This is a genomic window from Phocaeicola sp. RTP21359st1_B8_RTP21360_211022 (assembly GCF_040911965.1).
In the GTDB taxonomy this organism is placed as follows: Bacteria; Bacteroidota; Bacteroidia; order Bacteroidales; family Bacteroidaceae; genus Phocaeicola; species Phocaeicola vulgatus.
This window is the reverse complement of record NZ_JBDFXP010000002.1, coordinates 128,712-143,182: the sequence shown is the minus strand read 5'-3', so window position 1 is coordinate 143,182 and position 14,471 is coordinate 128,712. Positions and strand designations below refer to the sequence as shown.

Here is a 14,471-nt window from a genome sequence, read left to right as displayed (position 1 = left end):
GATTAGCGATTGTCTTTTTTCTTGGAATTTGAATGATAAAGGCTATCAGTGATGATACCTCTAAATATATCTTCATTAAGAAATTCTAAAGTACGATTTAGCTCAACAACATTATTGGTCGGTAACACTAACTCATTGTTCCCATTAATTTGTGCATTGATTCCATATTTCTTTAAAAGACTTGTTTTCGTTCGAAACGTCTTTCGCATAAAAGTAGCAATGTTGTTTGTGCTAGATAATAATTTTATGAGTCGACGAGTTTTTATGTTTGCGATATGTTTTATATTCTCTGCATTTACATCTATACCTTTTATTTCGCCAAATAATTCAATTTCTGTATTTGTGGCTTCTGTAACAAAATCTATTAGCGAAAATATTTGATTTGCAATTGTATAACTTTGAAAGTACAATTTCCCATTTTCATATATTGCATGAATTTTATCTTCTACGATAAAGGCAGAAGTATTCATTTTAGCAAAAATGTTTCCATGCTCATCTTGCAGTTGGCTTCTTGCCATGTCTGTAAGGCTGATATAGTCTTCTTCATTGTATTTGACAACGCTAATATCTGTATTTTGAACGGTAATTTTTGCCATTGTAATTGATGCATTGAGTTTCAATCACAAAGATAGCTATAATTTGTGAGGTTGCATTCTTTTTATATGGACTATCTACAAAGATAGGATGCAGTTTTTTTGATAGTAGGCATTATTCCCCGAATAATTTTATTAACTTTATAAATGCAAAGAGTTGTTTGACAGCATAGCACCGCAAATCGCTGATATTCGCACGGTTACTAAATCGTTACCTCTGTTTCTCAAATACTACGCTAAAAGTTTATTCTTCAATCGGTTGTATCAAACTGATGAAAATCTAAAATAAAATGCAAACTGCTTCTTTGGCATGACACATTATGTCGTTGCAGATGCCCGGCTCTCAAAAAGTTTGTCTGCCGGGCATATCCATCTTTGTCGTTAAGTTATAATCTGATAAAACTTTACGTACTGTTATTTTTTATTTCCGCACTGCAATGTTTTTGTTCCGCCACCGCATTATACTGATATACAACGATATGCAGTGACAGAATTTTCTGTATCCCCACAAAGTGTTTTTTTTCGTTTTTCCTTGCGGAAGCCAGCTCGTCAGATGCCGGTTGTCATATTGGATACGTAATCTTGGTATATTTACGGCAGTATCCGTGCAAGAAGAGTGCACCATCTGTACCATCACCCAGATGAACAGGCCCTATCATTCGGGTGAAGAGCCGTTGTCACCTGTGTGAAACTGCCGCTTCACACAGGTGAAGCAATAAAGCCATAAGGCTGTTTTCATGGTAACATACTGCCGGCAAGGTACATCTGTTGGAGTTTTGCCGCTATGGGTATGGTGGGCGCAATGTGGTACATTGACCGGCGATTACCAACCGTTTCGGGGCCTTTACAGATATTTTCACACCGGAACATACTGATAATGAAGACGATGAGATGACGGGGAAATTTTATATTTCACGTTAAATTAGGCCGTGTTTTCTTTTATAGTCTTTAAGATCTTTGATATTGATGGGGGGGTGGTTGTACTATGCGTCTTTCTTTATAACGCTATATTGACAAGGCATTGTAACATATAAATAGTGTATGATATTAATGCCTGTTCGATATACATATTAAATTTACTTGTCTAAAAAATAAGAGCATAACAATAAATCTAAAACAGGAACGGCAATAATATGGGAACAGAATAAATCCCTTCTCCTCTTTTATTTTCATAAAACTCAAGGCTATAAGCAAAATAATAACTATTTTTGCACATTCAATTGAATAAAATATATAACTCATGAGCAATCAACGATACATGCAGCGCGGTGTGTCAGCATCCAAGGAAGATGTGCACAACGCCATTAAGAACATTGACAAAGGTATTTTTCCGCAAGCTTTTTGTAAAATCATCCCCGATATTCTAGGCGGAGATCCTGAATATTGCAACATTATGCACGCTGACGGTGCAGGTACCAAATCATCACTGGCTTATTTGTATTGGAAAGAAACCGGCGATTTAAGCGTATGGAAAGGCATTGCACAAGATGCACTGATTATGAACATCGATGACTTGTTGTGTGTAGGTGCAGTAGATAATATTCTGGTTTCATCAACTATCGGCCGTAATAAGCTACTCGTTCCGGGTGAAGTCATTTCCGCTATCATCAACGGAACGGATGAACTGTTGGCCGAACTTCGCGAAATGGGTGTAGGCGTATACGCTACCGGAGGCGAGACTGCTGATGTAGGTGACTTGGTTCGTACCATCATCGTAGATTCTACCGTAACATGCCGCATGAAACGTACCGATGTCATTAACAATGCCAATATTCGCCCGGGTGACGTCATCATAGGTCTGGCATCTTACGGACAGGCTACTTATGAAAAAGAATACAACGGAGGCATGGGCAGCAACGGACTCACCAGTGCCCGCCACGACGTGTTCGCAAAATACCTGGCCGAGAAGTATCCCGAAAGCTATGACAAGGCAGTACCCGAAGAACTAGTGTACAGTGGCAATTTGAAGCTGACCGATGCTGTGGAAGGAAGTCCGCTGGATGCAGGAAAGCTGGTACTCTCACCTACCCGTACCTATGCTCCGGTAGTGAAGAAATTACTGGATGCGCTCCGACCTGAAATTCACGGAATGGTTCACTGCTCAGGCGGTGCTCAAACCAAAGTCCTGCACTTTGTAGGAAACAATTGCCGTGTAGTAAAGGACAACCTGTTCCCCGTTCCCCCTCTGTTCAAAACCATCAAGGAACAAAGCGGCACCGATTGGGAAGAAATGTACAAAGTATTTAATATGGGCCACCGCCTGGAAGTTTACCTCTCACCCGAACATGCCGAAGAGGTGATCGCCATCAGCAAGTCATTCAATATTGACGCGAAGATCGTGGGACGTATAGAAGAAAGTGACAAGAAGGAGCTAATTATCAAAAGTGAGTTTGGAGAATTCAAATACTGACAAGCAATATTATAATAACACTTCCAAGCCTGCTACATTGAAAAAAAGATTTTTTTATGGCATAGGAGCAATAATATGCTCATTAGTTACGATTGATACAATACGCGAGTTGTATTTCATCTCTACCGCATGGGGTCATGAAACAACTTGGCATGACATACTATATACAGTAAGAAAAGTACTTGCCATACTTGGGTGGATATTACTCACTTGGTATGTCGCAAATAAATGTTTAGAAAAGAATGGCAGAAAACAATAATACATTACTTGAGAAATTAGACGGGTTAGTGGCTCGCTTTGAGGAAGTTTCCACCCTCATTACAGACCCTAATGTCATAGCTGACCAAAAACGTTATGTCAAGCTCACCAAGGAATACAAGGACTTGAATGACATCATGAAAGCCCGTAGAGAATATATACAATGCCTGAATGGACTGGAAGAGGCCAAACAAATCATGACTAACGAATCCGACCCGGAGATGAAAGAGATGGCACGCGAAGAGGCAAATCTCTGCGAAGTCCGCATCCCAGAACTGGAAGAGGAAATCAAACTGTTACTCGTTCCTGCGGATCCGCAAGATGACCGAAATGCCATTCTGGAGATACGCGGTGGTACGGGAGGTGATGAAGCCGCCATTTTTGCAGGCGACTTGTTCCGTATGTACTCCAAATACTGCGAGACAAAAGGTTGGAGACTGGAAGTATCCAGCGCCAATGAAGGAGCAGCAGGAGGTTTTAAGGAAATTATCTGCTCCGTAACCGGAGATAAAGTATATGGCACTCTGAAATATGAATCGGGCGTACATCGTGTGCAACGTGTACCAGCCACCGAAACCCAAGGACGTGTACATACTTCAGCCGCATCAGTCGCCGTTTTACCCGAAGCCGAGCCTTTTGATGTGGAAATTAACGAAGGGGAAATCAAATGGGACACTTTCCGAAGCGGTGGTGCCGGCGGACAGAACGTAAATAAGGTGGAATCCGGAGTACGCCTGCGCTACAACTGGAAGAACCCCAACACCGGAATAGTAGAGGAAATCCTGATAGAATGTACCGAAACCCGTGACCAGCCGAAGAATAAAGAACGAGCCCTTTCTCGCCTGCGTACCTTTATATATGATAAAGAACACCAAAAGTACATTGACGACATTGCCAGCAAACGAAAAACAATGGTATCTACCGGAGACCGATCGGCAAAAATACGTACCTACAATTATCCGCAAGGACGTATCACCGACCACCGCATCAACTATACCATTTACAATTTGGCCGCCTTTATGGATGGCGACATTCAAGACTGCATTGACCATTTGACTGTAGCCGAGAATGCCGAACGTTTGAAAGAGAGCGAATTATAATTTAAATATCGTAAACCATAAACTGTAAACATAGCAATGAACAAGCAACAATTATTTGAAAATATCCAAAAGAAAAAATCATTCCTCTGTGTAGGACTGGACACCGACATAAAGAAGATCCCCGAACATCTGTTAAAAGAAGAAGATCCTATCTTCGCTTTCAACAAAGCCATCATTGACGCTACCGCCCCTTATTGCATCGCCTATAAACCCAATCTGGCCTTTTATGAAAGCATGGGCGTAAAAGGATGGATCGCTTTCGAAAAGACTGTATCCTACATCAAGGAAAACTATCCCGACCAATTCATCATTGCCGATGCAAAACGTGGCGATATCGGAAACACTTCGGCCATGTATGCCCGCACATTCTTTGAAGAGCTGGACATTGACTCAGTCACCGTAGCTCCTTACATGGGTGAAGACAGCGTGACTCCCTTCCTGAGTTACGAAGGCAAATGGGTAATCCTGCTAGCGCTTACCAGCAACAAGGGTTCCCACGACTTCCAGCTGACCGAGGACACCAACGGCGAACGCCTTTTCGAAAAAGTATTGCGCAAATCACAAGAATGGGCCAACGATGAAAACATGATGTACGTAGTAGGTGCCACACAAGGACGCGCTTTCGAAGACATCCGTAAAATTGTTCCCAACCACTTCCTGCTTGTACCTGGAATCGGCGCACAAGGAGGTTCTCTAGAGGAAGTCTGCAAATATGGCATGAATAGTACCTGTGGACTTATTGTTAATTCAAGCCGTGCCATTATCTATGCGGATAAAACTGAGAATTTTGCGACTGTAGCAGGACAAGAAGCTCAGAAAGTCCAGGCACAGATGGAGAAAATAATGTGCCAATAAAACAATGTGCTAATATGCAAATTACCAGGTAGATACATAGCGTAATACATTGGTTTAAGCATATCAGCACACTGAATAATTATTCCCCATGAGTGACCGAAAAATTATAAATGACCCCGTCTTCGGGTTTATCAACATCCCGAAGGGGTTACTATATGACATTGTATGTCACCCATTGCTGCAACGTCTTACCCGCATCAAGCAACTGGGCCTGTCCTCTGCCGTATATCCGGGAGCACAACATACCCGTTTCCAACACTCATTAGGCGCTTTCCACTTAATGAGCGAAACGATCAAGCACCTTACCGCCAAAGGTAACTTCATCTTTGACAGCGAAGCGGAAGCCGTACAAGCTGCCATCCTGTTACACGACATCGGACACGGTCCCTTCTCCCATGTGCTGGAAAACACATTGGCAGGAGGCGTTTCACATGAAGAAATCTCCTTGATGCTGATGGAACGAATGAACAAGGACATGAAAGGTCAACTCAATCTTGCCATACAGATATTCAAAGATGAATATCCCAAGAAATTCCTGCACCAACTGGTCAGCGGTCAATTGGATATGGATCGTTTGGACTATCTGCGGCGTGACAGTTTCTATACCGGTGTATCCGAAGGCAATATCGGGTCCGCCCGCATCATCAAAATGCTTGATGTAAAAGACGATCACCTGGTAGTAGAATCCAAAGGCATTTACTCCATCGAAAACTTCCTGATGTCCCGCCGCCTGATGTACTGGCAGGTATATCTGCACAAGACCTCCGTTGCCAGTGAAAAAATGCTGGTCAACACTCTGACACGAGCAAAGGAATTAGCCTTACGTGGCGTAGAGCTGTTCGCCTCACCCGCTTTAAGATTCTTTTTATACCATCCTATTGATAAAAAAGAATTTTATAACAGCCCGGATTGTATTGAAAATTTTATTCAATTAGATGATAATGACATATGGACTGCACTGAAAGTTTGGAGCAATCACAGCGATGTGGTATTGTCCACTCTGAGTCGTGGAATGATTAACAGGAAACTATTCAAAGTAGAGGTAACCTCCTCTTCCATCACAAAAGCACGAAAAGAAGAAATTCTTTCAAGAATAAGTAAGAAACTGAATATCAACAAGAAAGAAGCAAAATACTTCCTATCCATATCCAGTATAGAAAACAATATGTATAAAAAGGAGGATGACAGTATTGAAATCATCTATAAAGATGGAAGCACCCGCGATATAGCCAAGGCTTCGGATATGCTCAACATCTCTCTTCTCTCCCGAAAAGTCAAAAAATATTATATATGTTACCTGCGTTCCGAAAACGACGGACATTAAATAATTAGCGAATTGTACGGATATATAAAAAAAAAATGCGTAATTTGCATAATTAATGATGTGTTTACACTAACATGTAACACGCAAGTAACAAAACTGAAACATTTAGAACATAAAGAATTAGACAGTATTATGGAGTTCTCAGCTAAACAAATTGCGGAATACATCCAGGGAATTATTGTTGGCGATGAAAACGCAACTGTGCATACTTTTGCTAAAATAGAGGAAGGCGTGCCGGGAGCGATTTCTTTTCTTTCAAATCCTAAGTATACTCATTACATTTACGATACTCAGTCTACCATTGTGTTGGTAAACAAAGATTTCGTTCCCGAGCAAGAAGTAAAAGCTACCTTAATCAAGGTAGACAACGCCTACGAAAGTCTGGCTAAACTACTGACCCTCTATGAAATGAGCAAACCTAAAAAGACCGGTATAGATCCGCTGGCATACGTTGCCCCCACTGCGAAGTTGGGGAAGGATGTATATATCGCTCCGTTTGCCTGCGTAGGCGATGGTGCTGAGATTGGTGACAACACTTCCCTCCACCCGCACGCTACTGTAGGAAGCCATGCCAAAGTAGGTAATAATTGTACACTTTATCCACATGCCACCATCTATCACGACTGCTTGGTAGGAAACCACTGTACCCTGCATGCAGGCTGCGTAATCGGTGCTGATGGATTCGGATTCGCACCTTCTCCCGAAGGGTACGAAAAAATTCCACAAATAGGTATTGCCATCATAGAAGATAATGTGGAGATTGGTGCTAATACCTGCGTAGATCGTGCCACCATGGGCGCCACCATTGTACATAAAGGAGTGAAACTGGATAACCTGATCCAGATAGCACACAATGTGGAAGTAGGAAGCCACACTGTCATGGCATCACAGGTGGGTATTGCCGGTTCCACCAAAGTAGGTGAATGGTGCATGTTTGGCGGACAGGTAGGACTAGCCGGACATATTAAGATAGGTGACAAGGTAGGTATCGGCGCACAAGCAGGCGTTCCCGGTAACGTGAAATCCAACGAGCAAATTCTAGGCACTCCGGCCATCGATGCCAAGAATTTCATGAAATCATCGGCCGTATACAAAAAACTGCCCGAAATTTACACCACACTGAACGCCATGCAGAAAGAAATAGAAGAATTAAAAAAACAACTAAATAAATAAACCCCATGTTGAAACAGAAGACATTAAAAGGCAGTTTTTCTTTAAATGGAAAAGGCCTTCACACCGGAGTAAACTTGACGGTGACATTCAATCCTGCACCGGACAACCACGGGTATAAAATCCAACGAATTGATCTTGAAGGACAACCAATAATTGATGCCGTAGCAGAAAACGTAGGTGATACTACCCGCGGCACTGTGCTGATGAAAAACGGAATAAAAGTAAGTACAGTAGAACATGCTTTGGCAGCTCTTTATGCAGCTGGTATAGACAACTGCCTGATTCAGGTAAGCGGTCCCGAATTCCCTATCCTGGACGGCAGTGCCAAAGCGTATGTAGAAAATATACAGCGTGTAGGAATCGAAGAACAGAATGCTGTCAAGGATTACTATATCATAAAATCAAAAATCGAATTCAGGGACGAGGAAACCGGATCTTCCATCATTGTTCTTCCGGACGAAAATTTCAGTGTGAATGCACTGATCTCTTATCAGTCTAAAATACTGTCCAATCAGTTCGCCACACTGGAAGACATGGCTAAATTCCCCACCGAGGTAGCTTCCGCGCGTACCTTTGTATTCGTCCGCGAAATAGAACCATTGCTGGGTGCCGGACTGATCAAGGGAGGCGATCTGGACAACGCCATCGTAATCTACGAAAAAGAGATGAGCCAGGAAAACTACGACAAGCTGGCAGACGTCATGGGGGTTCCCCACATGGACGCCACCAAACTGGGCTACATCAACCATGTTCCCTTGGTATGGGACAACGAACCGGCCCGCCACAAACTGTTGGATATCATCGGCGACCTGGCACTGATAGGCAAACCCATCAAGGGACGCATCATCGCCACCCGTCCGGGGCACACCATCAACAACAAGTTTGCCCGCCAGATACGCAAAGAAATCAAACTTCACGAAATACAGGCTCCGTCCTATAACTGCAACGAAGCTCCCATCATGGATGTCAACCGCATCCGCGAACTGCTTCCGCACCGTTATCCTTTCCAGCTAGTGGACAAAGTCGTTGCCATTGGCGCCAACCACATTGTCGGTGTGAAAAACGTAACCGCCAACGAACCCTTCTTCCAGGGACACTTCCCACAGGAACCTGTCATGCCGGGTGTGCTTCAAGTAGAAGCCATGGCACAATGCGGTGGTCTGCTTGTTCTTAATTCAGTGGACGAACCCGAAAGATACTCCACCTACTTCATGAAAATAGACGGTGTGAAATTCCGCCAGAAAGTAGTGCCGGGAGACACTTTATTGTTCCGTGTTGAATTGTTGGCTCCTATCCGCCGGGGCATCTCCACAATGAAAGGATATGTGTTTGTAGGCGAGAAAGTAGTCTGCGAAGCCGAGTTTATGGCACAAATAGTAAAAAATAAATAACCACTAAAAAAACAACATGATTAGTCCATTAGCATATATACATCCCGAAGCAAAAATTGGTGAGAATGTAGAAATCGGTCCTTTTGTGTTTATCGACAAGAATGTAGTTATCGGTGATAACAACACAATCATGCCTAACGCCAATATACTGTATGGCTCACGCATAGGGAACGGCAACACCATTTTTCCGGGAGCTGTTATAGGCGCTATTCCCCAGGATTTGAAATTCCGCGGTGAAGAAACGACTGCCGAAATAGGTGATAACAACACCATTCGCGAGAATGTAACCATCAATCGTGGTACAGCGGCTAAAGGCAAAACCATAGTGGGCAGTAACAACCTGTTGATGGAAGGGGTACACGTAGCACATGATGCCATCATAGGCAGCGGTTGCATCATAGGCAATGCCACCAAGATGGCAGGTGAAATTATCATTGATGATAACGCCATTATCAGCGGCGCCGTATTGATGCACCAATTCTGCCGGGTAGGCGGTTATGTAATGGTACAGGGCGGTTCACGTTTCAGCAAGGACATTCCTCCTTATATTATAGCAGGGCGCGAACCCATTGCCTACGCAGGAATCAATATCGTAGGACTCCGCCGCCGCGGATTCTCTAATGAACTAATAGAGAATATACACAACACCTATCGCATTATTTATCAAAATGGCATGAACGTTACCGATGCCTTGGAACAAGTACGCAAAGAAATACCTATGAGCAAAGAAATAGAATATATTATTTCTTTCATAGAAAATTCTCAAAGAGGTATCATCAGATAACAAAGTTTTTTATAACTTTACTGCACGAAAAAAAAGTTATATAGTATATACAGTATAAATATATGATTTACAGATTTACACTAATCTCTGATGAAGTCGATGATTTTATAAGAGAAATAAAGATAGACTCGGAAGCAACTTTCTTTGATTTGCACGAAGCAATATTGAAAGCGGCAGGATATAAAGATGACCAGATGACCTCTTTCTTCATTTGTGATGACGACTGGGAGAAAGACCAGGAAATCACACTGGAAGATATGGGAAGCAGTTCGGAAGAAGACAGCTACATCATGAGAGAAACCCGCTTGAGTGATTTGGTGGAAGACGAAAAGCAAAAATTGCTGTATGTATTCGACCCGTTGGCAGAACGAGTGTTTTTCATTGAACTGTCGGAAATCATCACCGGCAAAGACCTTGACAAAGCAGTGTGTTCGCGCAAAGCCGGAGAAGCCCCGAAACAAACCGTCGACTTTGACGAAATGATGGCAAAAAGCAATAGCGGAAATCTGGATATAGACGAGAATTTCTACGGCGACCAGGACTTCGATATGGAAGACTTTGATCCCGAAGGATTTGATATGGGCGGTGCCTCCTCACCGGACCCTTATGAGCAAGAAAACTATTAATCTTAACGGGGGCGGACGTTACACGTCCGCCCCTCTCTTTTTATAAACACCATGCCTGACACCCTTATCGTCCTTATCGGCCCTACCGGTGTAGGAAAGACCGAACTAAGCCTTTCCATTGCCGAACACTTCCGGACTTCCATTGTTTCGGCAGACTCACGCCAATTGTATGCAGACCTGAAGATAGGAACTGCCGCCCCTACCCCCGAGCAATTGGCGCGTGTTCCTCATTATTTTGTCGGAACATTACAGCTAACAGATTATTACAGCGCCGCACAATACGAAGCAGACGTACTGGCACAACTGGAAATCCTATACCAAAACCATGACACTGTAATACTGACCGGAGGTTCCATGATGTATATAGATGCCATTTGCAAAGGCATAGATGATATCCCCACTGTAGACAATGAAACACGCCAGCTGATGCTACGACGTTACGAACAGGAAGGGCTGGACACTCTGTGCGCCGAACTAAGGCTGCTGGACCCCGAGTATTACAAAATAGTGGATTTGAAAAATCCCAAACGAGTAATACATGCATTGGAAATATGCTACATGACCGGAAAAACTTATACTTCTTTCCGTACCCGTACTCACAAGGAACGCCCTTTCCGCATCATCAAAATAGGATTAACCCGCGACCGCGAAGAATTGTATGACCGCATCAACCGCCGCGTGGACATCATGATGCAGGACGGCTTGCTGGAAGAAGCCCGGCAGGTATATCCTTTCCGGCATCTGAACTCGCTCAATACCGTAGGATACAAAGAAATGTTCAAGTATCTGGACGGAGAATGGACATTGGAATTCGCTATCGGGAAAATCAAGCAAAATTCCCGCATTTACTCTCGTAAACAGATGACCTGGTTCAAACGGGACAAAGACATCGTGTGGTTCCATCCCGACCAACAAACAGAAATTATGCAATATATTCATTCAGTTAACCACTAATTACAATCATGAAAAAATTACTAACCTTCATCATGGCTTGTGTCATAAGCCTGGGTGCAACAGCCCAAATCTCGGAAAAAGCATTTGAGAAATGGCATCAGAACAAGTATTCCATGTTCATCCACTTCGGTCTTTATTCCGAACTGGGAGGCGTATGGGAAGGCAACCCCGTCACCCGAGGATACAGTGAACAAATCCAATCGTTTGCGGGAATCTTCAGTGACTGGTATGGAGATACCGCCCTGCGTTTCAATCCCACCCTGTTTGATGCAGACGCTATCGTGTCACTGGCCAAAGAAGCCGGTATGCGCTCCATCATCATTACCACCAAGCATCACGACGGTTTCTGTATGTTCCGTACAGCCACCACCGACTATAATTCATACGATGCCACCCCCGGCAAGCGCGACTTCATAAAAGAGATGGCGGAAGCTTGCAAACGTGGCGGAATCAACTTCGGCATCTATTTCTCACTGATAGACTGGCATTTTCCACAAGCCTATCCTATCTCCAGCCATAACTGTGATTTCATCACCCCACAGCATCATGAATTCACCAAAGCCCAAGTTACCGAACTGTTGACCAACTACGGTCCCATCTCCGAACTATGGTTTGACATGGGTTCCAACACTCCTGAACAAAGCAAGGAACTGTATCAACTGGTGCACAGATTGCAACCAGACTGTATGGTAAGCGGCCGGTTGGGCAACGATCAGTATGACTTCAGTGTCATGGCAGACAACACATACCCCGAAGGCTCCTTGCAGACCGCATGGCAAACAGCAGCTTCCATGTTCGATGAAACCTGGAGCTACCGTTCCTGGCAGAAAAGGGGGGACGTTCACACCAAAGCGATGGAAAAACTACGCAGCCTGATCAATGTAGTTTCCCATGGCGGAAACTTCCTGCTGAACATCGGTCCCAAAGGTGACGGTTCCGTAGTACCCTTTGAAAGAGAGGTGCTGAAAGAAATCGGTATCTGGTTGAAGAAAAACGGTGAAGCCATTTATGGCACAGAAGCCTCTCCTTTCCGTGAGCAATTCGAATGGGGAACCATTACCCGCAAAGGCAATAACCTCTACCTCATCTTATCAGGCAACCGCCCTGCCGATGGTAAAATCACTTTGAACGTACCGGGATGCAAACTGCAAAAAGCAGACATTAAAGCTATTCAGAAAGGACAGGAGATGATCTTCACACTGCCCGCCGACGCATACGGAAAAGACATCCAAGTGATTTGCGCCACGTTCGACCAACCGGTGAAACCGCAACCTATGGCTGCACAGCGCACTCCCAATTATAGTTATTCCTGTTTCGATTATTACAGCAACTACCGCAGTACGGTGAGCTATCAATGGAGCATCAACAAATCCAACCTCAACGCATTGGAATTTACCTATACTCCGCAGGAGAACGGTAAGGAATTACTGGTTGAAGTAGATGGAACACCTTACACAGTAACCCTTGACGCAGGCAAGGCACAGGCATTAAACCTGCCTTCCAAGACCGTATGGGGTCAGCGTTACTTCTGCGGACCGGGCAGCGGATTGTTCGATGCTCCTGCCACCATCCATACTGATCCGGACAAAGCACCGGTAAGAAAAGGACAATGGAAAGAAGTGAATGAGGAAAAAGCCATGTTCCCCAGCAATATTCTGGAAAGTTACTTCCTGATGCAGCAGGTAGAATCGCCCAAAGCACAAGATATTCTAGTAGATGTAGGTGCCGGAAACGGTATCGAAATCTATCTGAACGGCAAGTCGGTAATGAAACACCTCAACCCTTACCGCTGCAAGTTCCGCGAGGAAAAGGTGCTGCTACCGCTTCAAAAAGGCAGTAACCAAATTGTGGTAAGAATATACAACCGCTTTGAAAAAGAAACAGGCTATCTGCTGCGCCCATCAGCGGAACAGGTTATCTACAAGCAGAAATTCACTTTGCCGCAAGTGGCAAAAGGAAAAGTTCATACTGTTGTTGTAAAACAAAATAATCTGCCATCCATCCATAAGGACACAGAATTATCCAATCTGAAGGTAGAGGCAAAATAAAACTTTTCAATAAATAAAAAATGAAATACCTCTCCCCGGATGTTTCTGTCATGAAATATCCGGGGAAAGTTTTATATAAAGAAAACATCATTCTAGAATTTACCAATAGTACTGACAGGCCTCATGCATGAAGATCATAATATTCATAAAGTACCCTTCATACAGTCTGTTCCGATATTATGCTTTCCTCCTGTCTGCCTGATAATTCAGAATTACCCCCAGTACTATCAGTACAGAAAGTACAATCCATGCAACATTCAAAAAGATTCCTTTCCATTCCTGCCGGGTAATGAACTGTGAATACAAAGGTCGTATAATCGGAGCTTGAGGATGGTGGAGTTTACAGCGGGACCGATCAATGGCTTTCTGATAATCATCTAAATCAAAAATACAACGCTCATAACATACAACGGCTTGTCCTTTCTCATGCCTCACCGGAATAACCCATGCCTTAACTTCCCGCTCCTCATACTTATGACGGGGCAATGAATCGGTAAATACAGGAGCTACAGAGAAATGATATTGCTTCTGTTCCTTACGATAGCGGTGTCTGCCCATACTTCGTGTCACCTCACGAGTGACAGTCACACTGCTCCTTCGGGCATAATCCACCTCCAGAGTATCGAAAGTAAAATACAGAGCATTATTCTCCAAATTATATAAATCGGTAACAGCATGATAACGCACCACTTCATCTGCCGAATGAAAAAGCCAGTTCTGTAAAGGAATATTAAAGGCCATACTTGCAGCTGCCATCAATATAAGAAAAGGAATTTTCCATCTTGAAGCAACGATAAAAGCCCCTCCGGCGAGAGTGAGTAACGGAGGTAAAGCATACGTCGTAATTTGTAACCAGCCCCCCGGATTAAAACCAAGAGCAACAGTGAACAAAATTCCTGCTAAAGAAGGAATGAAAAGTAATAACAATAGCTTAACGACCCAGTTTTTCATTATT

General features: G+C 43.6%; 12 protein-coding genes. 10 read left to right on the top strand and 2 right to left on the bottom strand.

What is annotated here, in order from left to right:
• Positions 1–2 precede the first annotated feature (2 nt).
• The gene (locus AB5062_RS01540) at positions 3–596 is read right to left on the bottom strand and encodes a hypothetical protein (protein WP_057279659.1); all 594 of its coding nucleotides are present in this window, start codon (positions 594–596) and stop codon (positions 3–5) included.
• Positions 597–1,833: 1,237 nt separating this feature from the next.
• Here AB5062_RS01540 and AB5062_RS01535 point away from each other — a divergent pair.
• From AB5062_RS01535 to AB5062_RS01490, 10 genes are all read left to right on the top strand, one after another.
• Positions 1,834–3,003 (top strand): AIR synthase-related protein, encoded by a 1,170-nt coding sequence (locus tag AB5062_RS01535; RefSeq protein ID WP_005851064.1) that lies wholly within the window; start codon positions 1,834–1,836, stop codon positions 3,001–3,003.
• 242 nt (positions 3,004–3,245) lie between these two features.
• Positions 3,246–4,361, top strand: coding sequence for a peptide chain release factor 1 (gene prfA / locus AB5062_RS01530; protein ID WP_005843023.1), 1,116 nt, complete (start codon positions 3,246–3,248; stop codon positions 4,359–4,361).
• Between the two features lie 36 nt (positions 4,362–4,397).
• The gene (gene pyrF, locus AB5062_RS01525) at positions 4,398–5,216 is read left to right on the top strand and encodes an orotidine-5'-phosphate decarboxylase (protein WP_005843024.1); all 819 of its coding nucleotides are present in this window, start codon (positions 4,398–4,400) and stop codon (positions 5,214–5,216) included.
• Between the two features lie 88 nt (positions 5,217–5,304).
• Positions 5,305–6,540: an HD domain-containing protein gene (locus AB5062_RS01520; protein ID WP_117720173.1), complete on the top strand. Its 1,236-nt coding sequence runs from the start codon at positions 5,305–5,307 to the stop codon at positions 6,538–6,540.
• 132 nt (positions 6,541–6,672) lie between these two features.
• Complete coding sequence (gene lpxD / locus AB5062_RS01515; protein WP_005851060.1) at positions 6,673–7,713, top strand: UDP-3-O-(3-hydroxymyristoyl)glucosamine N-acyltransferase; 1,041 nt, start codon at positions 6,673–6,675, stop codon at positions 7,711–7,713.
• Positions 7,714–7,718: 5 nt separating this feature from the next.
• Positions 7,719–9,104, top strand: coding sequence for a bifunctional UDP-3-O-[3-hydroxymyristoyl] N-acetylglucosamine deacetylase/3-hydroxyacyl-ACP dehydratase (locus AB5062_RS01510; protein ID WP_005851058.1), 1,386 nt, complete (start codon positions 7,719–7,721; stop codon positions 9,102–9,104).
• A gap of 16 nt (positions 9,105–9,120) precedes the next feature.
• On the top strand, positions 9,121–9,888 hold the full coding sequence (gene lpxA, locus AB5062_RS01505; protein ID WP_005843031.1) for an acyl-ACP--UDP-N-acetylglucosamine O-acyltransferase: 768 nt from the start codon (positions 9,121–9,123) through the stop codon (positions 9,886–9,888).
• A gap of 62 nt (positions 9,889–9,950) precedes the next feature.
• Positions 9,951–10,514, top strand: a complete 564-nt coding sequence (locus tag AB5062_RS01500; RefSeq protein WP_005843033.1) for a hypothetical protein — start codon at positions 9,951–9,953, stop codon at positions 10,512–10,514.
• 51 nt (positions 10,515–10,565) lie between these two features.
• Positions 10,566–11,468 (top strand): tRNA (adenosine(37)-N6)-dimethylallyltransferase MiaA, encoded by a 903-nt coding sequence (gene miaA / locus AB5062_RS01495; RefSeq protein WP_005843035.1) that lies wholly within the window; start codon positions 10,566–10,568, stop codon positions 11,466–11,468.
• Between the two features lie 8 nt (positions 11,469–11,476).
• Positions 11,477–13,516: an alpha-L-fucosidase gene (locus AB5062_RS01490; protein ID WP_005851052.1), complete on the top strand. Its 2,040-nt coding sequence runs from the start codon at positions 11,477–11,479 to the stop codon at positions 13,514–13,516.
• A gap of 177 nt (positions 13,517–13,693) precedes the next feature.
• On the opposite strand, the gene AB5062_RS01485 is transcribed toward AB5062_RS01490, so the two are convergent.
• Complete coding sequence (locus AB5062_RS01485; RefSeq protein WP_057099393.1) at positions 13,694–14,467, bottom strand: hypothetical protein; 774 nt, start codon at positions 14,465–14,467, stop codon at positions 13,694–13,696.
• Positions 14,468–14,471: the final 4 nt, after the last annotated feature.

Excerpts from the sequence above, each read along its gene's own strand:
- AB5062_RS01510 (WP_005851058.1), top strand. The coding sequence starts at position 7,719 with ATGTTGAAACAGAAGACATTAAAAGGCAGTTTTTCTTTAAATGGAAAA.
- miaA (WP_005843035.1), top strand. The coding sequence starts at position 10,566 with ATGCCTGACACCCTTATCGTCCTTATCGGCCCTACCGGTGTAGGAAAG.
- AB5062_RS01490 (WP_005851052.1), top strand. The coding sequence starts at position 11,477 with ATGAAAAAATTACTAACCTTCATCATGGCTTGTGTCATAAGCCTGGGT.
- lpxA (WP_005843031.1), top strand. The coding sequence starts at position 9,121 with ATGATTAGTCCATTAGCATATATACATCCCGAAGCAAAAATTGGTGAG.
- AB5062_RS01500 (WP_005843033.1), top strand. The coding sequence starts at position 9,951 with ATGATTTACAGATTTACACTAATCTCTGATGAAGTCGATGATTTTATA.
- AB5062_RS01520 (WP_117720173.1), top strand. The coding sequence starts at position 5,305 with ATGAGTGACCGAAAAATTATAAATGACCCCGTCTTCGGGTTTATCAAC.
- AB5062_RS01535 (WP_005851064.1), top strand. The coding sequence starts at position 1,834 with ATGAGCAATCAACGATACATGCAGCGCGGTGTGTCAGCATCCAAGGAA.
- AB5062_RS01485 (WP_057099393.1), bottom strand. The coding sequence starts at position 14,467 with ATGAAAAACTGGGTCGTTAAGCTATTGTTATTACTTTTCATTCCTTCT.
- pyrF (WP_005843024.1), top strand. The coding sequence starts at position 4,398 with ATGAACAAGCAACAATTATTTGAAAATATCCAAAAGAAAAAATCATTC.
- lpxD (WP_005851060.1), top strand. The coding sequence starts at position 6,673 with ATGGAGTTCTCAGCTAAACAAATTGCGGAATACATCCAGGGAATTATT.
- AB5062_RS01540 (WP_057279659.1), bottom strand. The coding sequence starts at position 596 with ATGGCAAAAATTACCGTTCAAAATACAGATATTAGCGTTGTCAAATAC.
- prfA (WP_005843023.1), top strand. The coding sequence starts at position 3,246 with ATGGCAGAAAACAATAATACATTACTTGAGAAATTAGACGGGTTAGTG.